The organism is Streptomyces sp. NBC_01450 (genome assembly GCF_036227505.1).
GTDB lineage: Bacteria > Actinomycetota > Actinomycetes > Streptomycetales > Streptomycetaceae > Streptomyces.
The window spans coordinates 3,354,579-3,375,967 of the sequence record NZ_CP109480.1; the positions used below are offsets into that span (position 1 = coordinate 3,354,579).

The following is a 21,389-nucleotide window of genomic DNA, read 5'->3' on the forward strand; positions in this document are numbered from 1 at the left end:
GCGGAGGGAGAGGGGCGGGGAGGGGTCAGGTACGTACTTCCAGGAGCGGAACATATTGCTCCGCCGGCACCATCGAACCGTGGTTGCCGACCATCGCCGACTCCTTCGGCTCCCGCTCGGACGCGATGATCAGGACGTCGTCGCAGGCCGCCGCCACGACGTCTCCGATCCGGGCGTACACCCGTTCGTCGACCTGCGGCCCGAACCAGCCCGCCGCGATCGCCTCGTCACGCGAAGCCACCCAGAACTGCTCGCCGAGCACCTCGCGCCAGCAGGTCAGGACGTCCGCCTCGGCACCGGGGACGGCGTACACGTGCCGGGCCCGGGCCTCGCCACCCAGCAGGGCGACTCCCGCGCGCAGCTCCCAGTCCTCGTCGAAGTCGATGCGGTGCTGCTCGTCGAAGGGGATGTCGATCATGCCGTGGTCGGCGGTGACGTACAGCGCCGCGCGCGGCGGCAGTTGCTCCGCGAGGCGCTGGACCAGGCGGTCGACGTACATCAGCTGGCCGCGCCAGGGGTCCGAGTCGACGCCGAAGCGGTGGCCCTTGCCGTCCACCTCGGCGTAGTAGGTGTACACCAACGAGCGGTCACCGGCAGCCAGTTGTTCGGCCGCGAGGTCCATGCGCTCCTCGCCCGACAGCCGCCCGTGGAACGATCCGCCGCTCAGGGCGATCTTGGTGAGCGGGGTGTTCTGGAAGGTCGGGGACGAGACCTGGGCCGTGTGCACGCCCGCCGCGTCCGCGAGCTGGAAGACAGTGGGGTACGGCTGCCAGACGCGGGGTTCCGTCCAGGGACTCCAGCGCAGCTGGTTCATCAGCTCGCCGGTCCTCGGGTTGCGCACGGTGTAGCCGGGCAGGCCGTGCGCGCCGGGCGGCAGGCCCGTGCCGACGGAGGCCAGGGAGGTCGCGGTGGTCGCCGGGTAGCCCGCGGTGAGCGGGCGGCCCGTGCCGCCGCGCGAGCTCCCGAGGAGGGAGCTCATGAAGGGGGCCTCGTCCGGGTGCGCCTTCAGCTGCTCCCAGCCGAGACCGTCGATCAGGAAGACGCAGTTCCGGTCGGCCCCGGTCAGCTCCGGTATGGCGGTGCTCATACCGGGGACGCCCATGCCGGCGGCGAGGGTGGGCAGCAGATCGGCGAGCGAGCCCGCGCCGTACTCGGGGACGGGCGCGGAATCGATGGCCAGCGGTTCCGGGTGGTCCCAGGTGGGCAGCGCCATCAGCGGGCGACGTCCGCGGTCGCCTCGGAGAGGGACTGCGCGAAGGCGAGAGCCTGGCGCACCGTCTCCGGACCGTCCCCGGCCTCGCTGACGCGCAGGCTCAGGTCGTCCGCCGTCGAGTTGCCTGTGTAGCCGTGGTCCGCCTCGCAGTTGGGGTCGCCGCACGCCGCGGGCTCCAGGTCGATGCGGGAGACCGCGCCCCAGCCGATGGTCAGGACGACCTCGCGGGGCAGTGTGCCCGGCGTGTACGACTCCGGGTTGGCGACGACGCGGCTGACGACGACCGACGAGATCCGGCCGAGTTTCACCGACTCGGTCGATGTGGTGGCGTAGGGCGTCGGTGAGGTCGTGTCCGCGTTCTGCTCGTCGGTGTGGCTCACGATGAAGCGGTTGCCGGTGAGGACGAGCACGGTCACGTGCCGGCGCACCTCGTTGGCGTCGAACGTCGTCTCCTGATGGACCAGGTACGACCGGATGGTGTCGCCGCCGATCGCGGCCTCCACCGCCTCGGCCACGAGGGCCGGGTAGTAGCCGCTGCGCTCGATCGCCGCTCGCAGCCCCTGGGTCGTCGTACTGGTCTTGGCCATGACGTCCATCCTACGGTGGCCCACTGACTGCGAGGCACCGCTCGCGGGTGTCTGTCGTGGACGGATCAGAACGAATCGTCGACGGCGGCGGGCGCCGGTGCGGCTCGCAGGACGGGCCGGCATGGGACGGCGCGGGACGGCACGGCTCGGGCGACGGGACCGGTACGGCTCAGACGACGGGAAGCGTGCGGGGGCCGAGGTCGTCGCGGACGGGGGCGCGGGCCAGCCGCACGGTGGCGCCGAGCACGCTCAGGCCGCGCGGGGCGACCACCACGGGCTCCAGGGAGACGGCGACGACCTCGGGATGGTCGTCGACCAGCCGCGAGACGCGCAGCATCAGCTCTTCCAGGGCCGCGGTGTCGACCGGCGCCGAGCCCCGCCAGCCGAACAGGAGCGGCGCCGTCCGGATCGACCGGACCAGCGAGCTCGCGTCCCGGTCGGTGACCGGAACCAGCCGGTGTGCCGTGTCCCCGAGCAGCTCCGACGCGGCTCCGGCGAGACCGAACGAGAGCACCGCTCCGGCCGCCGGGTCGATGACGGCCCGTACGACCGTGTCGACCCCGCGCGGCGCCATGCCCTGCACGACCGGGCGCAGCACCTCCGGCGTCCCGAAGAGGTCGGTCAACTCCACGTACGCCCTTCTCAGTTGCGCCTCGTCCGTCAGATCCAGGCGTACGCCGCCCAGGTCGGCGCGGTGCCTCAGGTGCGGAGCGGTGGTCTTGAGGGCCACCGGGTAGCCGAGGGTCCGCGCGGCCGCGGCGGCCTCGTCGGGTGTCGGCGCGGGCCGCGCCTGGTGTACGTCGATGCCGTACCGCCCGAGCAGCACACAGGCGGCCTCGGGGGCGAGCGTCAGTCCGGAGCCCCGGGAGAGCACCTCGTCGATCTGCTCGGCGGCACCCTTCTCGTCGATGTCCTCGTACTCGGGGACCTTGCCGGGGTCGGCCACCTCACGCCGCCACTGGGCGTACTTCACGGCCTCGGCGAGGGCGCGGACGGCACGCTCGGCGGCGGGGTAGGCGGGGATGAGCCGGGGGCTCGCCTGCGAGGGGGCGCTCACCGCGGCGGCCGGGCGTTCGGCGGGACGGGGTGTCTGGCCCGCGCCGGGTGCCGTGGACGCCGTCTGTGGTGCGGTGCTGGCCGCCGCGGACAGGGCCTCCGCGAGTCCACCGAGCTCGACGTGCACCACGAGCACCGGCTTCGCCGGGGCCGAGGCCGAGGCCGACCGCAGGGCCTTTGCCAGGGCCGTGTCCTGGGCCGACGTCTCCCCCACCGCAGGTATGGCGGTCACCACCACGATGTCGCACCGGTCATCGGCGAGGGCGTGCGTCAGGGCCCGGTGGAAGTCGTCCGCCGAAGCCGCCGTGGTCAGATCCAGGGGAGGCAGCGGTCGCAGTCCTTCGGCGAGGCACGCGTCGAACGTCAACAGCCCGAGGGACTCCGAGTTGCCGAGGATCGCCACCCGGGGTCCCTCGGGAAGCGGCTGGCGGGCCAGCAGGAGCCCCGCGTCGACCAGCTCGGTGATCGTGTCGACCCGGATCACCCCGGCCTGCCGCAGCAGCGCGGACACGGTGGCGTGCGGCAGCCGTGTGGCCCGTACGGCATGCCCCTGGGGAGCGGCGGCGTGCCGCGCGCCCTGGACCACGACCAGCGGCTTGGCCGCCGCCGTCCGCCGGGCGAGGCGGGTGAACTTGCGCGGGTTGCCGATGGATTCGAGGTACATCAGGGCGACGTCGGTGTCCGGGTCGTCGTACCAGTACTGGAGTACGTCGTTGCCGGACACGTCCGCCCGGTTCCCGGAGGAGACGAAGGTGGACACTCCGGTCACGCCGGTGACGCCGCCGCCTCGCCGGTGCAGCCGGGAGAGCAGGGCGATCCCGATCGCGCCGGACTGGGCGAACAGGCCTATCCGCCCGGGGCGCGGCATCTCGGGCGCGAGCGAGGCGTTGAGGCGCACCTCGGGGGAGGTGTTGATGATCCCGAAGGCGTTCGGCCCGATGATGCGCATCCCGTACGTACGGGCCTGGCGGACGAGTGCGCGCTGGCGCTCGCGTCCGGCGGGGCCGCTCTCGGCGTACCCGGCGGAGACGACCACGATGCCCTGTACCCCGTGCTCGCCGCACTCCGCGACGACCTCGGGGACGTACGGCGCGGGCACGGCGACGACCGCGAGGTCGACGGGCTCGGCGATGTCACGGACGGAGCGGTGGGCCGGGACCCCGGCGAGCTCCTTCTCCTGGAGCGCCTTGTTCACGGCGTACAGGCGTCCGGTGAACCCGGCCGCGCGCAGGTTGTCGAGGACGCTGCGTCCCACCCCGCCGGGGGTACGGCCCGCTCCGATGACGGCGACCGAGCCGGGCGCGAGCAGGCGCTGCACGGACCGTGCCTCGGCGCGCTGCTCCCGCGCGCGCTGCACGGCGAGCGAGCGGTCGGTGGGTTCGAGGTCGAACTCCAGGCGGACGACGCCGTCCTCGAAGTGCCGCTTCTGCTGGTACCCGGCGTCCGTGAACACCTTGATCATCTTGGTGTTGGCGGGCAGCACCTCGGCGGCGAACCGGCGGATGTCCCGCTCCCTGGCGACGGCCGCGATGTGCTCCAGGAGGGCCGAGGCGACGCCGCGGCCCTGGTGGGCGTCCTGCACGAGGAAGGCGACCTCGGCCTCGTCGGCGGGTGCGGAGGCGGCCCGACCATCGGCATTAATACGGTCATAGCGTACGGTGGCGATGAACTCGCCGCCGACCGTGGCCGCGAGTCCCACCCTGTCCACAAAGTCGTGGTGCGTGAAGCGGTGGACATCCTTGGCGGACAGGCGCGGGTAGGGCGCGAAGAAGCGGTAGTACTTCGACTCGTCCGAGACCTGCTCGTAGAAGCTCACCAGCCGCTCGGCGTCGTCGACGGTGATGGGCCTGATGCGGGCGGTGCCGCCGTCGCGCAGCACCACGTCGGCCTCCCAGTGGGAGGGGTACTCGTGCCGGTCCGACGAGGTCTGCATGGGGCCCAGAGTACGGCTCGCGTCCGACAACGGCGCGGGGCAGGCTGAGGGCACCGACGTCGGATCCAGGCCGGGATCCGACGTCGGAGTCCGGGAGAGGAACAACACCTTTCCCCGGACTCGCTTCACGTTGTGGAACACTGGTCTAGACAACCCTGAACACCTGAAGGGCAGCATCACATGGCTGAGCGCCGCGTCAACGTCGGCTGGGCCGAGGGCCTCCACGCCCGTCCCGCCTCCATCTTCGTCCGGGCGGCCACGGCCTCCGGTATCCCCGTGACGATCGCCAAGGCGGAGGGCAACCCCGTCAACGCGGCCTCCATGCTGGCGGTCCTCGGCCTCGGCGCCCAGGGCGGCGAGGAGATCGTCCTCGCCTCGGACGCCGAGGGTGCGGACGCCGCGCTCGACCGGCTGGCGAAGCTGGTGGCGGAGGGTCTCGAGGAGCTCCCCGAGACCGTCTGAGAAGGAGCCCCCACCCGGGGTTCCCGAATTGATGGCCGGGGTGGTCTTCGCACCAAAAGACCCCGCCCCGTACGCATTCGAAGGGCTCGCCTGAAAACATCGGGCGGGCCCTTCGCTTTTCCTAATTGCGGGCAGCGGAAATAATCCCCCGCGAATTACCCCTCTTTGTATACGGTGCCGGTGTTAATGACGCACGCCCGTCATGTTTACGGGATGTTGCGAAGTCCTCACGCGCTCCGGACGATCTCCCCCGCCGGGAAAACGCAGCCGGTGCGCGACCGCCGCGCGCTCCGTGTGCAGCGCCGTGACGGCCCGCGCCCGCTCGCTGTCGCCGCGCGCCACCGCGTCCACGATCCCGCCGTGCTCCGCCCAGGACTCCGCCGGGTTGGCCGGCGCCTCGACCGCGTACATCCAGGCGATCTTGTGCCGCAGCTGGGCCAGCGTAGAGGTCAGAGCGGGGCTTCCGGAGGCCTGCGCGAGGGTCTCGTGGAACCAGCCGCCGAGCGAGCGCAGATCCTCGCTGTTCCCCCTCCTGGCCCGCTCCTGGCCCAGTCTGACCAGGCCTCGAAGCACCTTGAGGTGGGCCTCGGTGCGCCGCTGCGCGGCCCTGGCGGCGCCCAGCGGCTCCAGGAGCATGCGCATCTCCAGCAGGTCCGCCGCCTCCTGCTCGGTGGGCTCCGCGACGCACGCGCCCGCGTGCCGACGGGTGACGACGAAGCCCTCGGCCTCCAGCGTGCGCAGGGCCTCGCGCACGGGGACCCGCGAGACGCCGTAGCGACGCGCGAGTAGTTCCTCGGTGAGCCGGCTGCCGCGCTCGTAGACACCCGCGACGATGTCATCACGGATCGCCGTGCATACCGAGTGCGCGGGAACGCGCATGACCGGACCTCCGCCTTAATCCCCGCGAAACGCGGTCGATTGACGCTTGTTCACCGACTCTATTGCAGAGAGCCGGAATTTCCGATGGCGGGCCGGAATCCATGGATATTTTTTGGACAGACAGCCGTTCGAAACGACGAAGCCCCGGCTCGGGGGAGCCGGGGCTTCTGAAGTGTTGACGCCGGTCGTCGGACGTTCGGGGTGTACGGGCGTCAGACGTTCACGCCGTGCGCGCGGAGGTAGGCGACCGGGTCCATGTCGGAGCCGTACTCCGCCGTCGTGCGGGCCTCGAAGTGGAGGTGCGGCCCGGTGGTGTTCCCGGTGGAGCCGGAGAGGCCGATCTGCTGGCCCGGGGTGACCGTCTGCCCCACAAAGACGCCGATGGACGACAGATGGCCGTACATCGTGTAGGTGCCGTCGTGCATCTTCAGGACGATCTGGTTGCCGTAGGCGCCGCCCCAGCCGGCCGTGACGACCGTGCCGGAGCCGACCGCGTGGACCGAGGTCCCGGAGGCGGCGTGGAAGTCGACGCCGGTGTGACTGCCGGAGGACCAGAGGCTGCCACCGGTCTTGTAGCCGGTGGAGATGTACGAGCCGGTGATCGGCAGGACGAAGGTGTTGAGACGCTTGCGCTCGGCGGCACGGGCGGCACGCTCCTTGGCCTCGCGCTCCTTCTTCGCCTCCTCGGCGGCCCTCTTCCGCGCGGCTTCCTCGGCCTTCTTGCGCGCGGCGGCCTCGTCGGCGGCGCGCTGCTGGGCGGCGGCCTGCGCGTCGATCTGGGCGGCGACCTTGTCCCCGAGGGTGACGGCCTGGGTCAGTCCGGTCTGCTCGACGGAGGCGTCCGCGGCGAGCGCCGGAGCGGCCAGGGTTCCGATGACACCGGTGGTGGTGAGCGCGGCGACGCCGACGGCGTTCGTGGTGGAGCGCTTCACGCGGCTCGGACGGCGGTGTTTCCCGGGGCCACAGGTGAACGCCATGTAGGGGCTGATCCTTTCCTTCCCTCTCGCCTACCGGGTTAGCTGACGGGTTCGGAGCAGGAAGGTCTCCTACGGACTCCCTCCGGGGAGGGCGTCCGATTCACCCCAGGGACTGCGTGTGGGTCCCCGGCTCCCCTGGCTCGCGCCGTACGGGGACTCGGCGATGACTGTCCGGTGCCGCGGGCGCGGCGCACTGCCTGACGAACAGCCGGACCGACGCTAGACGGGGCGTCTTTCAATCAACAAACGGATCACGGCTTTTGTAGTGCATGCCACAGGGCAGACGGGCAACCTCCCTACCAATACGGACATCTTGGGGATGAGGCCCGGGCGAAAATCCGAGCAAAAAGGGGCCCGGGCGACTCTTCAGTCACCCGGGCCCTACGGAGTCGCGCTCTTCCGCTCCGCGTGCGGCTCCGCTTCCGGCCGACGTCCCGCCGGCCTCTGTTGAGCCTCTACTCCGCCGACACGACGGTCACTTGACCGATTCCGAGGGCCTTGACGGGCTCCTGGATCTGCGCGGCGTCACCGACGAGGACGGTCACCAGACGGTCCACCGGGAACGCGCTCACGGCGGCCGCGGTGGCCTCCACGGTGCCGGTCGCGGCGAGCTGCTGGTACAGCGTCGCCTGGTAGTCGTCCGGCAGGTACTGCTCGACCTGGTCCGCGAGCGTGCCCGCGACGGCCGCCGCGGTCTCGAACTTGAGGGGCGCCACCCCCACCAGGTTCTGCACGGCGATGTCGCGCTCGGCGTCCGTCAGCCCCTCGGCGGCGAGGGTGCGCAGCACCTTCCAGAGGTCGTCGAGCGCCGGGCCGGTGTTCGGGGTGTCCACGGAACCGCTGATGGCGAGCATCGCGATACCGGTTCCGTCCGGAGCGGCCCGCAGGACCTGGCCGAACGCCCGCACACCGTAGGTGTAGCCCTTCTCCTCGCGCAGGACGCGGTCCAGACGCGAGGTGAGGGTGCCGCCGAGGCAGTACGTGCCGAGCACCTGGGCGGGCCACACACGGTCGTGCCGGTCGGCGCCGACGCGGCCGATGAGCAGCTGCGTCTGGACCGCGCCGGGGCGGTCCACGATGATCACGCGGCCGGTGTCGTCGGCGGTGACCGACGGCACGGGGCGCGGCTCGCCGGACGAGCCGGTCCAGTCGCCGAGCGTCTCGGCGAGCAGCTCGTCGAGGTCGACGCCGGTCAGGTCGCCGACGATCACGGTGGTGGCCGTGGCGGGACGCACGTGCTTGTCGTAGAAGGCGCGGACGGCCGCCGAGTCGATCTTCTGGACGGTTTCCTCGGTGCCCTGGCGCGGGCGCGACATGCGCGAGGTCGCCGGGAACAGCTCCTTGGAGAGCTCCTTGGCGGCGCGGCGGGCCGGGTTGGCCGTCTCGTGCGGGATCTCGTCGAGCCGGTTGCGCACCAGTCGCTCGACCTCGCTGTCCGCGAACGCCGGTGCCGCCAGGGCGTCGGCGAGCAGACCGAGCGCCTTGGGCAGGCGCGAGACGGGCACTTCGAGCGACAGCCGTACGCCGGGGTGGTCGGCGTGCGCGTCGAGAGTGGCGCCGCAGCGCTCCAGCTCCGCGGCGAACTCCTCGGCGGAGAGCTTGTCGGTGCCCTCGGAGAAGGCGCGCGCCATGATCGTGGCGACGCCGTCGAGGCCCGCGGGCTCGGCCTCCAGCGGCGCGGCGAGCAGCACCTCGACGGCGACGACCTGCTGGCCGGGGCGGTGGCAGCGCAGCACGGTCAGGCCGTTGTCCAGCGTGCCGCGCTCGGGCGCCGGGAAGGCCCAGGGCTTGGGCCGGCCGGCCTGGGGCTGCGGGTGGAAGTCCATGGTGGCGAGCTCGGTCACTTCGCCGCCTCCTCGTCCTCTTCGGTGGTGTCGGCAGCGATCGGCTCGTACACGAGCACCGCGCGGTTGTCGGGGCGCAGACGGGACTTGGCGACCTCCTTGACCTCCTGGGCCGTGATGTCCAGGACGCGCTGTACGGCCGTCAGGGCGAGCTGGGGGTCGCCGAACAGGACCGCGTACCGGCACAGTTCGTCGGCGCGGCCCGCGACCGTGCCCAGCCGGTCCAGCCACTCGCGCTCCAACTGGGCCTGGGCGCGCTCCATTTCCTCGTCCGTGGGGCCCTCCTCGGCGAACCGGGCGAGCTCCTCGTCGACGGCGGACTCGATCACCGGGACCTCGACGTCACCGGACGTCTTCACGTCCAGCCAGCCCAGGGACGGCGCTCCGGCGAGCCGCAGCAGCCCGAACCCGGCCGCGACGGCGGTGCGGTCACGGCGTACGAGCCGGTTGTAGAGCCGGGACGACTCGCCGCCACCGAGGATGGTGAGCGCCACGTCGGCCGCGTCGGCCGCGCGCGTGCCGTCCTCCGGGAGCCGGTAGGCGGCCATCAGGGCGCGCGCCGGAACCTCCTCCTCGACGACCTCGCGCAGCTGCTCGCCGATGACCTCGGGCAGCGCGCCGTCGCGCGGGGCGGGCTTGCCGTCGTGCCCGGGGATGGAGCCGAAGTACTTCTCGATCCAGGCGAGCGTCTGCTCCGGGTCGATGTCCCCGACCACGGAGAGCACCGCGTTGTTCGGCGCGTAGTAGGTGCGGAAGAAGGCGCGGGCGTCCTCCAGGGTCGCCGCGTCCAGGTCCGCCATCGACCCGATCGGGGTGTGGTGGTACGGGTGGCCCTCGGGGTAGGCGAGCCCGGTCAGCTTCTCGAAAGCGGTGCCGTAGGGCACGTTGTCGTAGCGCTGGCGGCGCTCGTTCTTGACGACGTCCCGCTGGTTCTCCATGGACTCGTCGTCGAGCGCGGCCAGCAGCGAGCCCATGCGGTCGGCCTCCAGCCAGAGCGCGAGCTCCAGCTGGTGGGCGGGCATCGTCTCGAAGTAGTTGGTGCGCTCGAAACTGGTCGTTCCGTTGAGGGAGCCACCCGCGCCCTGCACCAGTTCGAAGTGGCCGTTGCCCTTCACCTGGCCCGAGCCCTGGAACATCAAGTGCTCGAAAAGGTGAGCAAGGCCGGTACGGCCCTTGACCTCGTGCCGTGAGCCGACGTCGTACCAGAGGCACACCGCCGCGACCGGGGTCAGGTGGTCCTCGGAGAGCACCACGCGCAGGCCGTTGGCCAGGCGGTGCTCTGTCGCTGTCAGGCCGCCGGAGCCTGCCTCAGCTGTGGCCGTGTGACCCATGGGCATGTACGTCCCTTCGATCGCGGAAACTGCAGAATTCCTGCCGGTCCTGCCACTGTATGCAAGCGCGCCGACAGGTGGCGAAGTTCCCGCACCTCGTACGCCGAGAGCGAGAATTCCTGAGGTGGGAGGCCGGACTTCCGTTCGCCGTGAGCGATCGGAACCGGGCTCCGGGAAGCCCCTATGGACGGGTCGCGGTCGGCGTTGTCAGTGCGGCGGTCCACAATGGTGCGCGTCAGAACCCGTTCATGCCCCGGCAGAGACTGTGAAGGAGCCGCAGCAGCGATGGCCCGCCGCAGCACGAAGACCCCGCCGCCCGACGACTCGTACGAGGAGAAGATCCTCGACATCGACGTCGTGGACGAGATGCAGGGCTCCTTCCTCGAATACGCGTACTCGGTCATCTATTCGCGAGCCCTGCCGGACGCCCGTGACGGCCTCAAGCCCGTGCACCGCCGCATCGTGTACCAGATGAACGAGATGGGGCTGCGCCCCGACCGCGGCTATGTGAAGTGCGCCCGCGTCGTCGGCGAGGTCATGGGTAAGCTCCACCCGCACGGCGACGCGTCGATCTACGACGCGCTGGTGCGCCTGGCCCAGCCTTTCTCCATGCGCCTGCCGCTGGTCGACGGCCACGGCAACTTCGGCTCGCTCGGCAATGACGACCCGCCGGCCGCCATGCGTTACACCGAGTGCCGGATGGCCGACGCCACGTCACTGATGACCGAGTCCATCGACGAGGACACGGTCGATTTCACGCCGAACTACGACGGCCAGGAGCAGGAGCCCGACGTCCTCCCGGCGGCGTATCCGAACCTGCTGGTCAACGGATCGTCCGGGATCGCCGTCGGTATGGCGACGAACATGCCGCCGCACAACCTCGGCGAGGTCATCGCGGCCGCCCGCCACCTGATCCGCTATCCGGGCGCCGACCTGGACACCCTGATGAAGTACGTACCGGGCCCCGACCTGCCCACGGGCGGCCGGATCGTCGGCCTGACCGGGATCAGGGACGCCTACGAGTCGGGCCGCGGCACCTTCAAGATCCGTGCCACGGTGGCGGTGGAGGACGTCACGGCGCGCCGCAAGGGCCTGGTCGTCACCGAGCTGCCCTTCACCGTCGGTCCGGAGAAGGTGATCAGCAAGATCAAGGACCTGGTCAACGCCAAGAAGCTGCAGGGCATCGCCGATGTGAAGGACCTCACCGACCGTTCGCACGGACTGCGTCTGGTCATCGAGATCAAGAACGGCTTCGTGCCGGAGGCGGTCCTGGAGCAGCTCTACAAGCTGACGCCGATGGAGGAGTCCTTCGGCATCAACAACGTGGCACTGGTGGACGGCCAGCCGCTCACCCTGGGCCTCAAGGAGCTCCTCGAGGTCTACCTCGACCACCGTTTCAACGTCGTGCGCCGCCGCAGTGAGTTCCGCCGCGGCAAGAAGCGCGACCGTCTCCACCTGGTCGAGGGCCTCCTCGTCGCCCTCCTGGACATCGACGAGGTCATCCGCCTCATCCGCTCCAGCGACAACTCGGCGCAGGCGAAGGAGCGCCTCATCGAGCGCTTCTCGCTCTCCGAGATCCAGACGCAGTACATCCTGGACACGCCGCTGCGCCGTCTGACCAGGTTCGACCGCATCGAGCTGGAGTCGGAGCGCGACCGGCTCAACGGAGAGATCGACGAGCTGACCGGCATCCTCGACTCGGACGCGGAGCTGCGCAAGCTGGTCTCCGCGGAACTGGCCGCGGTCGCCAAGAAGTTCGGCACCGACCGGCGTACGGTGCTCCTGGAGTCCGCGGGCACCCCCGCCGCGACGGTCTCTCTCCAGGTGGCCGACGACCCGTGCCGGGTGCTGCTGTCCTCGACGGGTCTGCTGGCCCGTACGGCCAATGGCGCCCCCTTCGGGGAGGCCGAGGACGCCAAGCGCACCAAGCACGACCTGATCGTCTCCGCGGTGTCGGCGACGGCCCGCGGCGAGATCGGCGCGGTCACGTCCTCGGGCCGCCTGCTCCGGCTGAACGTGATCGACCTGCCGCAGCTGCCGGAGACGGCGGCGGCGCCCAACCTCTCCGGAGGCGCGCCGATCCCGGAGTTCCTGTCCTCGCTGGAGCCGGACGAGACGGTGGTCTGTCTCACGACGCTCGACGAGTCCTCGCCCGGCCTGGCGATCGGCACCGAGCAGGGTGTCGTGAAGCGTGTGGTCCCCGACTACCCATCGAACAAGGAGGAGTTGGAGGTCATCACCCTCAAGGACGGGGACAGGATCGTCGGCGCGGTCGAGCTGCGCACCGGCGAGGAGGACCTGGTCTTCATCACCGACGACGCCCAGCTGCTGCGCTACCAGGCCTCGCAGGTCCGCCCGCAGGGCCGGGCGGCGGGTGGCATGGCGGGCATCAAGCTCACCGAGGGCGCGAAGGTGATCTCCTTCACCGTGGTCGACCCGGCGGTGGACGCGGTGGTCTTCACCGTGGCGGGCTCGCGCGGCACGCTGGACGACTCCGTCCAGACCACGGCCAAGCTGACGCCCTTCGACCAGTACCCGCGCAAGGGCCGCGCCACGGGTGGCGTGCGCTGCCAGCGGTTCCTCAAGGGCGAGGACTGCCTCTCGCTGGCCTGGGCGGGCGCGGTTCCGGCGCGGGCCGCGCAGAAGAACGGCACACCGGCCGAGCTGCCGGAGATCGACCCGCGCCGCGACGGCTCGGGCGTGTCCCTGGCGAAGACGGTGTCGGTGGTGGCGGGCCCCGTGTAGATCAACCGGTCCCTTCGAGACCGTCGGGCTCCTCGTCCTGTACGTGGGCGTCCTGAACGTGGCTGTCCTGTACGTAGCGGAGGACGCCCCACATGCTGTGTTCGTCGGCGTGTGGGGCGTCCTCTTCGCACGCCTCCAGTTCCTTGCCGAGGGCGTCCGCGTCGATGCCCGAGCCGATGAGCACGAGCTGGGTCAGCCGCGCGTCGGAGGGGGCCCAAGGCTCCGGGTAGAAGCGCAGGAACCGCCCGACGGCGTGCACGGCGTAGCGGTTGCGGCGGTCGTGGGCGCCGAAGTCGACGTACCCCTTGATGCGGTAGAGCCCCTCGGGTCTGCTGTCGAGGAATTCCATCAACTTCCGGGGCCCGAGCGGCACTTCGGAGGTGAAGGAGAGCGATTCGTAGGCGGAGTGCAGGTGGTCGTGGTGCCCGTGGGGATCGCCCTCGTCGTGCCGGGGGAGGTCGTCGAAGGACAGCTGCCCGATACGCTCCTCGTTCGGCCTGCGGTCGAAGAGGAACTCGGGGTCGACCCGGCCGTAGGTGGCGGGCACGACGGCGGCCCGGTCGACGAGCTCCCGTACGGTGCGCAGCACGCGCTCGCCGTCGTCGGCGCGGTCGATCTTGTTGACGACGACGAGGTCGGCGAGGGCGAGATGCCGGTCGATCTCAGGATGCTTCTCGCGCGTACCGTCGAACTCGGCCGCGTCGACCACCTCGACGAGCCCGCCGTAGACGATCCGGGGATGCTCACTGGCCAGTACCATCCGCACGAGCTCCTGGGGCTCGGCGAGGCCGCTCGCCTCGATGACGATGACGTCGATACGGGCCGAGGGCCGGGTCAGCCGCTCGAGATACTCGTCGAGCTCACTGGCGTCGACGGCGCAGCACAGGCATCCGTTTCCCAGCGAGACGGTCGAGTCGCCGAGCGCCCCGGCCACGGCCATCGCGTCGATCTCGATCGCCCCGAAGTCGTTGACGACGGCGCCGATACGGCTGCCTCCGCCGCGGTGCAGGAGGTGGTTGAGCAGGGTGGTCTTTCCTGAGCCGAGGAAGCCGGCGAGGACGATGACCGGGATCTGCGTGGCGGAAGTCACGTCGATGGAGACCTGGTCACGGGTGCTCTGGTCGGTCGGGACCTGCTGCGGGCTGGGCTGGCTCAACGGGCGACCTCTTTCACACCGACGCGTGCACCGGCTCATGAACCGGCTCTTGGGCGAGGACGGCTCGTAGACCGGCGCTCGTACGGGGAATGACTGCCGACCAAGGATACGAGCGGGAGGAATCCCCGCGAAGTGAACGATTGTTAGCGGCGCTCGCGGGGCACACGTTGGGCATGGCGCCGGGAAACGCGACCCGCACTTCCCTCCGTGCGCCTCCTCTCCGCCTCCCCGCCGATCAGAGCCGCTCGGCAAAACTGGGAGACGGCAAGCGCGCCGCCCACCGCTCGCCGGTCCGCTCCCTGTCGCCCCACAACCGACGACCGGCGGAACGGTCGCCTGATTCGGGGGTTGACATGGCCACACGGAACTCCGCGATACGGAGGCTCGGCTCAGCTGCCTGGGCCAAGCTCGCCCTCGCGGCCAACGCCGTCACGGAACGGAGCTCACGACAGCGCAGGCGCGCCGTGCTCACCGAGCAGCACCGGCTCCATTTCGATCTGTTGTGCAAGGCCATGGACGATCCCGCCCTCGCCGCGGTCCTGAACACGTACGAGACGGAGATCACCTCCGAGGAACAGCGGCAGTACCTGTTCGCCAACGCGCTCTACATCAACGCCCTGTATTTCCACCGGATCGGGGCCCTGACGCGTGCGGAGCTGCACGGCCACTTCCGCATCATGTGCCAGAACCAGATCTTCCGGGCGTACTGGGTGGCGACGGAGCACCACCGCAAGAGCCTGCCCGACTCCTCCGAAGAGGCCGAACTGGGCCGGATGATGGACAGCCTGATCCAGGATCAGACTGATTCCGACACCGACGAATGGTGGGTCGTGGGGGAGCCCGACGAGGAAACGCCGTGACCCTCGCGCCGTCCGGCACCCTCGCACGCCCCTCGCACCCCCTTCACAGGGACACACCGAGTATCACTCGACTGCTCGCCGTCGCTCTGCGCACTACCGGCAACAAACACCGCTAAGTTGTCGCCCGGCCAACGGGGCGACGCGTACCGTGTCCTGGCGCCCATATGCAGCACCGAGGAGAAGGTATTCCGGCGTCGGGCATAGCGCCGCAGGTCACCACCCATTCGGATGCAGCGCGCCCCGGACATCCAGCGCACGGGAAGTGCGCCGCCAGTGACCCCGATGCGCACCTATCACCCCAATGCCACTTTTCGTCAAGGGGAGATGCAGAATTTCACTCGACTGCTTGTTGTTGCTTTGCGCACCATGGGCAACAGAAGCCGCTATGTTGTCGCCTGGCCAGATTTCCGGCCACTCCGACGAACACCCCTGCGCTCGGAGACACCTTGCATGCCTCCGACGAACATCTCCGCTCGGAGTCACCCTCCGAGGACCCCACAGCTCGGAGACACCCATCAGTCCGAGCCATAAGGTTGGTACCACTCCGTGAAAATCGTGCGACGTGTCGGGGCTACACCACGCGAGCGCGGCAGCGCCACTGGCCAGTCGTGCCCCGACATCTTCGAGCTCAGTGACGGCAGCTTCGCTGTCATTGGGCGCGAGGCCACCAAGGAACTCGACCCCGAGCTCCCGTCCGACGCCGCACGAGCCGACTATGAGCGGATCGTCATCATCACGCGCGAGACCCTGCTCCGAGCGAAGAAGGACATCCCTGATGCTTGACGTCACCGCCGTCAGGATCTGATCCAGGGATCGTTCCAGGCACGGCTCCAGGAACCGATCGCGGGCAGCTGAAGGGCAGAGCTCCGCCCGGTACCCCTGGGGCCACGACGTCCAGGCCCGGCATCGACGTGATGCCGGGCCCTTCACCTGCCACAACACTCGATCGCGTCAGCCGGCCGTCGGCACCGCCACCGGCGGAACCGGCCCCACATACCGTGCCGCCGGACGGATGATCTTCGGGTCCTCCGCCTGTTCGAGGATGTTGGCGCTCCAGCCGACGACGCGGCCCGCGGCGAAGGTGGGGGTGAACATCTCCCGCGGGAGACCGCAAAGTTCCATGACCACACCCGCGTAGAACTCCACGTTGGTGTGGAGTTCGCGGCCGGGCTTCAGCTCGGCCAGGATCGCCTCCACCTGGTGTTCGACCTCGACGGCGAAATCGACCAGAGGGCCGCCGAACTGCTGGGCGATGCCGCGGAGCATTCGGGAGCGGGGGTCCTCGGTGCGGTAGACCGCGTGTCCGAAACCCATGATGCGATCGCCCGCGAGGACCCGTTCACGGATCCAGGGGTCGATGCGGGCGGAGGTGCCGATCGCGTCAAGAGTGTCCAGGGCCCGGCTCGGCGCACCGCCGTGCAGTGGCCCGGACAGCGCCCCGACCGCACCCACCAGACACGCGGCCACGTCCGCTCCCGTCGACGTGATCACCCGCGCGGTGAAGGTTGACGCATTGAATCCATGATCAATGGTTGATATCAAGTACTGCTCGACCGCCCGGGCCCGCGCCGGGTCCGGCTCCGAGCCCGTCAGCATGTAGAGGTAGTTCGCGGCGTACGGCAGATCCTCGCGCGGTTCGACCGGTTCCAGGCCCTGCCCCAGGCGATACAGCGCGGTGAGCAACGTCGGTACGGCCGCGCACGCCGCGAGCGTGTCCGCGCGCCTCCGGTCGACGTCGATGTCGTACACCGGCCGGAAGCCCAACGACGCACCGAGCAGTGACAACGCGGTCCGCAGTCCCGCGAGCGGTCCGGACGGTCCGGTCGCCGCGGCGATCGCGGGCAGCGCCGCGCGCACCTCGTCCGGCAGCCCACGCAGCGCCGCGGTGCGTGCGGCGAAGGCCGCGCCGCGCGCCGCGTCCGGCAGTTCACCGTGGACCAGCAGATGCCAGACGTCCTCGAACCCGCGGGTCTGGGCGAGTTCGACGGCCGAGTACTGGCGGTAAATTCGGTGCACCGCTCTGACCTGGGCTTATGAAGGCCGAAACGGTTGTGACCTGCTAGGACGGGTCGCAGAGGCGATCGGAGGCAGTCAGAGGGAAACGCTCTGATTCGACCCCGGTTCGACCCGGGTTGCTCGGAGGCAGTCAGAGGCGATCCCTCTGATTTTGGCTCCGAGCGGACCCGAGTTGGCCGGCTCGATCAGGGCACCACCTCGACGCTCTTCGCTTCGCCCCGGTCGAGCCGCGATGGGGAAGCCTGCCTCTCGTCGGCGCCAGGCATACGAAAGCCCCCAGGACCGGAAATCCTGGAGGCTTCGCCTGGCACCGATTGGAGGTCGGTTCCGGACACCACCCGTGGTTATTGCGGGCCTGGGTGGCGTCCACGTCTTTGCGAGACGCCTTCAGAATGCCATACGACATACCGACTCCGCACTACTCGCAGCATGCTTCACCCCAGCCAGAGGCAGTCACAGGCACCCACACCACGCGGCAGGGCCTCGCGAAGCTCCCGCGGACGGCGGCTGACCTGGTCCTTCTCGGAGACCTCACCGGCCGCTACGCCTCAGGCAGCTACAGCCGGCTCGATCGTCAAGGACACGTAGTCCTGCGTCAGGTCAGGACGGGCGTGGCCGAGCACGGTCACCGCATCACGGCGGCCATCGCCTGCCATGTGGCCCGGGTCGGGGGCACCGTCAGCGAGTTGACGGAACTCCTTCTGCATCCGGATCACGAGGGCGGCAGGCACGCACAGCACATCGCCCTCCGCTCCGGCCAGGCCCGTGCCCTCGCCTATATCGAGCGCGTGTGGAGGAACGCCAGCGCCACGGTCACCAACAGCGTGAGGGTCGCGTCGCGGCAGGGCGTGCACGAAGACCTTGCGGCCCTCCGTGACCGCATCGAGGTCACGCCCTGGCGTGGGGAGCGGGGACGCACCGCCTTGCGGGTGCTGCGGGCGCATCTCAACTTCGCCGAGGCCGCCGGCGGCCGTCTGCACGCCGCGAGCGAGCGCCAGGCCGCGGAGGAGGCGGGGATCTCCCGGCAGACGCTCCGGCACGCGTACGAGACGGTTCTGAAGCCCGGTGGGTGGCTGCGCCGACTGAAGGTCGGGCGTGGCACGGAGGGATCCTCCTGGTACCTCGGCGACGGTCTCAACGGCGCGGCAGGCGTTTGGTCTTCTCGCACACAGACCACTCAGTTCCCCCCCTCCCCGGTACTTGAGGAGTGGACCACTCCTGAGACAGGCCTTTCTGCCGATGTCGACTCAACCGTCATCGCCCGCCTGATGGCCCACGACGCCTTCGCCCACCGCGCGCTGGGCAGTTCCGCCCTCATGATCATCGCAGCCTTGCACGCCCGCCCGGCCCAGACCGCCGGTGAACTCGTCATCACCTCGTCCGTCTCCCGCGCCACCGTCTACCGCGCCCTCGACCGCCTCACCAGCCACGGCCTCGTGCACCACATCGGCGAGACCTGGATCCTGGCCCCCCGCGCCCTCGAAGGCTTCGGTAACAGCCTCCCGGAGGCTGTTACCGCCCCGCACGTCGTGCTCTCACGCGGCTGGGACGCGGTCGCCACTCATCACGCAACCGCGGGCCTCGCAGCACGCCGGAGGGCACTACACGCGTCCGAGCGGTCGGCGTACCGCACGGCACTGGACCGGCTTGCGGGACATCGCAGCAGCGCCATGGTGATCGTCCGCGACGGCAGCCAGGTCCTCGTTCCGGCCCCGCGCCCCGACGAGATCCCCTCCACCGTGCAGGCCCGCAACGGATGCGTCCTCGATCCGGTCACCGGACAACCCTCCCCGGACTGGCGGATCGCCACTGACGGCCGCCTGATCCTCATCACCCCCGCCGACCAGCGCAGTTACGACGAACTGGCCGCCGCGCATGCCGAAGCCCTCAGCGAATGGGAGTCCGCAGCATGAACTCACAACCCCCGTGCACACCCGCCGACGATGAAATACGGGCCCCGCAGTCTCTGCGTGAACGGTATGAGTCCGGTGCCACGGTCCAGGAGCTCATGGCTGCAAGCGGCCTGTCGTACGGCACTCTCCTCAACCGGCTACGCGAGGCCGGGACCGTGATGCGCACCTCGTGGCAGACCCGCCGCATGCGCGCAGACCCCGAAGCGCGCCGACGTCTCGCCGCCCATCTGCGCACCCTCTACGAAAAGCACGGCGCAACCCTCACCGAACTCGCCTCAGCCGCAGGAGAGACGAGGACCGTCGCCCGAGGCCTGCTCATCGAAGCCGGCGGCACCGTGCGCACGACGCAACAGACGCTGCAGATCCGCTTCGCAGCGCGCACCGCCGAGCGGCAAAAGCTCGCACAGTCCTTGCGCACGAAGTACGAAGCGGGTGCCACGGTCCCGGAACTCGCACAGGAGTGCAGGTACTCCGTCGGCACGGTCTACCGGCTCCTACACCAAGCAGGCACCCCAATGCGGCCCCAGCACAGCCACGGCCCTGCCCGCGCCCCAAGGAAGCGGTCATGAGCGCTCTCGTGGGTGTCCCCGGCTGGGTCCTCCAGATCAAAAGACCGGTGGCGCGCCATTCCGGAGCCAGCGCTGCAGCACGGGGCCCTCCGCGGGGCCTCCGTCAGCCGCTACGGGACGTCGGCCTTCTCGTCGACGCGCCCACGTCAACACACCTTTCCAGATTCAGGAGATCAAGCACACGTGAACGAGAACACCCGTCACAAGACCCTGGCCGCGGCCACAGCCGCCGTCTGGGACGCGTTCGTCATCGTGGTCGGCATGCTCAAGGGCGGCACCGGCAAGACCACCTCCGCCTGGTTCATCGCCCTCTACTACGCCGTCATCCTCGGCCTGCCCACGCTGCTGCTGGACGCCGACGCGACGAGCCAGTCCGCCTACGACTGGTTCAAGGTCGCCCAGGCCGCAGGCTTCGAGATCCCCGCCAACCTGGTGGTCGAGCGGTACCCGTTCGACGACATCGCCGAGTACATCCGTACCAAGCGAGCCGAGTTCGGCGCGATCGTGGTCGACGCCGGCGGCGGCAGCGCCCGCATCTTCCACGAGGCTGTCACCGAGGCGAACCTGCTGCTCGTGCCGGTCGCCCCTACCAAGATCGAGCGCCGCAAGCTCGTGGCCACCTTCGACGAGGCCGAGCGCGCCGCCGCCCGCAACGAGCACGGCGTCACCGCCCACGTCGTCATGGTCAAAGCCGACGACCGCACCAGCCTGCCCAGCCGGGCCAAGGACCAACTCCTCGATCCCGCCCAGGGCGAGGGCATCGGCCCCGACCGCGACGAGGCATTCCCACTCGCCGAGACCACCATCCATTCCTGGGTGCACTACATGGAGGCCTTCGGCGAGATCCCGACCGAGCTGAGCGAGTACGCCCAGCTGATGAAGGAGCTGACCGCGGCATGAGCGAGAAGAACGAGAGGCCGAAGCCTCCGGCCCGCCGCACCGGCCGTGCCCTCGGGGGCGGGGCCAAGAAGGCGGCCCCGCTGCCCCCTCCGCCGACCGCCGAGCTCACCCCCGAGCAGTTCGCGGCCGAACAGGCAGCCGCCCAGGGCGAAGGGCGTCTCGCCGCGATTGAGCCCGAGGTCGAGCAACCTTCTACGGCTCCCGTGGAGACATTGAAGCAGGGCGAGCCGGCGGGGACGGTCTCTGACGGGCCGCAGCTCAAGGCTCCGCCGACCGTCGACGTCACATCGAGCGGCCCTGTCCAAGCCCCGACCGCCCAGTCCGCTCGCCCGGCCGCGGCAGAGGCCGCGGTGCAGCCGCTTCCCTCTGGGTATTCGTCGCAGGGCCAGGAGCAGTTCGTGGCCCGTGCTGCCGAGCCCGCGGCTCCGCCGGTTCAGTCCAGGCAATTGGTCGAGCAGGTTCCGCAGGCCGGTCTGCCCCAGGCCGCCCCCACGGTCGCTGAGTTGTCTCCGGCTGCCGAGGTTGCCGTCCGGCCAGCCGTTTCTCCGGTCCCGGGTGGTACGGCCTTCCCTGTGAGGAGCGATGCTCCGGGATCTCACCAGGAGCAGAACATCCGATCGGAGGCGGCACCGAGCGAGGGAACCCCGTGGGCTCAGGGACCCGGCCGACCCAAGGACATTCCCGAGACTGCCGCCGTGCTCAACCAGCGCATCATCATGCGCGAAAGCCTCGACTCGTCAGTCCCCGCCGCGCTGAAGCTGAAGAAGCGCATCAAGCGCTTCGCACTGGACAACGAACTCGACCACCTGCCCATCGGCGACATCGTCTCGGTCGCCCTGGACGAATGGCTCACCACCCGAGGCTTCTGACGCAGCCCGCATATCCCAGGGTGACCGCCCGTCGCAGCGGCGGGCGGCCACCCACTCGTCCGACTATTCGACTAGCTCG

17 protein-coding genes and 1 riboswitch are annotated in these 21,389 nt (G+C 70.1%); of the genes, 8 read left to right on the forward strand and 9 right to left on the reverse strand.

Annotated elements, in window-relative coordinates; all coding sequences use genetic code 11:
* Window positions 1-25: 25 nt before the first annotated feature.
* The 3 genes from OG568_RS14935 to OG568_RS14945 form a co-directional block, all read right to left on the reverse strand.
* Window positions 26-1,213, reverse strand: coding sequence for an alkaline phosphatase family protein (locus OG568_RS14935; protein WP_329531909.1), 1,188 nt, complete (start codon window positions 1,211-1,213; stop codon window positions 26-28).
* Complete coding sequence (locus OG568_RS14940) at window positions 1,213-1,800, reverse strand: DUF5998 family protein (protein WP_206300944.1); 588 nt, start codon at window positions 1,798-1,800, stop codon at window positions 1,213-1,215. The genes OG568_RS14935 and OG568_RS14940 overlap by 1 nt, the downstream gene beginning before the upstream one ends.
* 169 nt (window positions 1,801-1,969) lie before the next feature.
* Entirely contained in the window at window positions 1,970-4,789 is a 2,820-nt protein-coding gene (locus OG568_RS14945) for a bifunctional acetate--CoA ligase family protein/GNAT family N-acetyltransferase (protein ID WP_329531910.1), read from the reverse strand.
* A 180-nt stretch (window positions 4,790-4,969) separates the two neighbouring features.
* Here OG568_RS14945 and OG568_RS14950 point away from each other — a divergent pair, with 180 nt between their 5' ends.
* Window positions 4,970-5,251, forward strand: a complete 282-nt coding sequence (locus OG568_RS14950) for an HPr family phosphocarrier protein (protein WP_054229914.1) — start codon at window positions 4,970-4,972, stop codon at window positions 5,249-5,251.
* Between the two features lie 183 nt (window positions 5,252-5,434).
* On the opposite strand, the gene OG568_RS14955 is transcribed toward OG568_RS14950, so the two are convergent.
* The 4 genes from OG568_RS14955 to OG568_RS14970 form a co-directional block, all read right to left on the reverse strand.
* Entirely contained in the window at window positions 5,435-6,130 is a 696-nt protein-coding gene (locus OG568_RS14955) for a GntR family transcriptional regulator (protein WP_266430163.1), read from the reverse strand.
* A gap of 212 nt (window positions 6,131-6,342) precedes the next feature.
* Window positions 6,343-7,107, reverse strand: a complete 765-nt coding sequence (locus OG568_RS14960; RefSeq protein WP_329531911.1) for a M23 family metallopeptidase — start codon at window positions 7,105-7,107, stop codon at window positions 6,343-6,345.
* 12 nt (window positions 7,108-7,119) lie between these two features.
* Window positions 7,120-7,280: riboswitch (cyclic di-AMP (ydaO/yuaA leader) on the reverse strand.
* Between the two features lie 282 nt (window positions 7,281-7,562).
* Entirely contained in the window at window positions 7,563-8,951 is a 1,389-nt protein-coding gene (locus OG568_RS14965) for a M16 family metallopeptidase (protein WP_329531912.1), read from the reverse strand.
* Window positions 8,948-10,288, reverse strand: a complete 1,341-nt coding sequence (locus OG568_RS14970; RefSeq protein WP_329531913.1) for a M16 family metallopeptidase — start codon at window positions 10,286-10,288, stop codon at window positions 8,948-8,950. The genes OG568_RS14965 and OG568_RS14970 overlap by 4 nt, the downstream gene beginning before the upstream one ends.
* A gap of 279 nt (window positions 10,289-10,567) precedes the next feature.
* Between OG568_RS14970 and OG568_RS14975 the strand changes: the two genes are divergently transcribed.
* Entirely contained in the window at window positions 10,568-13,027 is a 2,460-nt protein-coding gene (locus OG568_RS14975; RefSeq protein WP_329531914.1) for a DNA gyrase/topoisomerase IV subunit A, read from the forward strand.
* 1 nt (window position 13,028) lies between these two features.
* Here the strand turns inward: OG568_RS14975 and OG568_RS14980 are convergent, their stop codons facing one another.
* Window positions 13,029-14,123, reverse strand: coding sequence for a CobW family GTP-binding protein (locus tag OG568_RS14980; protein ID WP_329536360.1), 1,095 nt, complete (start codon window positions 14,121-14,123; stop codon window positions 13,029-13,031).
* Window positions 14,124-14,536: 413 nt separating this feature from the next.
* Here OG568_RS14980 and OG568_RS14985 point away from each other — a divergent pair, with 413 nt between their 5' ends.
* Together OG568_RS14985 and OG568_RS14990 are read left to right on the forward strand one after the other, a co-directional pair.
* Entirely contained in the window at window positions 14,537-15,043 is a 507-nt protein-coding gene (locus OG568_RS14985; RefSeq protein WP_329531915.1) for a DUF6082 family protein, read from the forward strand.
* Window positions 15,044-15,589: 546 nt separating this feature from the next.
* The gene (locus OG568_RS14990; RefSeq protein WP_266430178.1) at window positions 15,590-15,826 is read left to right on the forward strand and encodes a hypothetical protein; all 237 of its coding nucleotides are present in this window, start codon (window positions 15,590-15,592) and stop codon (window positions 15,824-15,826) included.
* Window positions 15,827-15,994: 168 nt separating this feature from the next.
* Here OG568_RS14990 and OG568_RS14995 read toward each other — a convergent pair whose 3' ends face one another.
* A complete protein-coding gene (locus OG568_RS14995) occupies window positions 15,995-17,059 on the reverse strand; it encodes a citrate/2-methylcitrate synthase (RefSeq protein ID WP_329531916.1) in 1,065 nt (354 codons plus the stop codon).
* Window positions 17,060-17,670: 611 nt separating this feature from the next.
* On the opposite strand from OG568_RS14995, the gene OG568_RS15000 reads away from it, so the two are divergent.
* The 4 genes from OG568_RS15000 to OG568_RS15015 all read left to right on the forward strand — a co-directional run bounded on the left by OG568_RS15000 (window position 17,671) and on the right by OG568_RS15015 (window position 21,310).
* Window positions 17,671-18,972 carry a transcriptional regulator gene (locus OG568_RS15000; protein WP_329531917.1) on the forward strand — a complete coding sequence of 434 codons (1,302 nt, stop codon included), beginning with the start codon at window positions 17,671-17,673 and terminating at the stop codon, window positions 18,970-18,972.
* Entirely contained in the window at window positions 18,969-19,541 is a 573-nt protein-coding gene (locus OG568_RS15005) for a helix-turn-helix domain-containing protein (protein ID WP_443077650.1), read from the forward strand. The genes OG568_RS15000 and OG568_RS15005 overlap by 4 nt, the downstream gene beginning before the upstream one ends.
* Before the next feature lie 183 nt (window positions 19,542-19,724).
* A complete protein-coding gene (locus OG568_RS15010) occupies window positions 19,725-20,441 on the forward strand; it encodes a ParA family protein (RefSeq protein ID WP_329531919.1) in 717 nt (238 codons plus the stop codon).
* Window positions 20,438-21,310 carry a hypothetical protein gene (locus OG568_RS15015; RefSeq protein ID WP_329531920.1) on the forward strand — a complete coding sequence of 291 codons (873 nt, stop codon included), beginning with the start codon at window positions 20,438-20,440 and terminating at the stop codon, window positions 21,308-21,310. The genes OG568_RS15010 and OG568_RS15015 overlap by 4 nt, the downstream gene beginning before the upstream one ends.
* Window positions 21,311-21,389 lie beyond the last annotated feature (79 nt).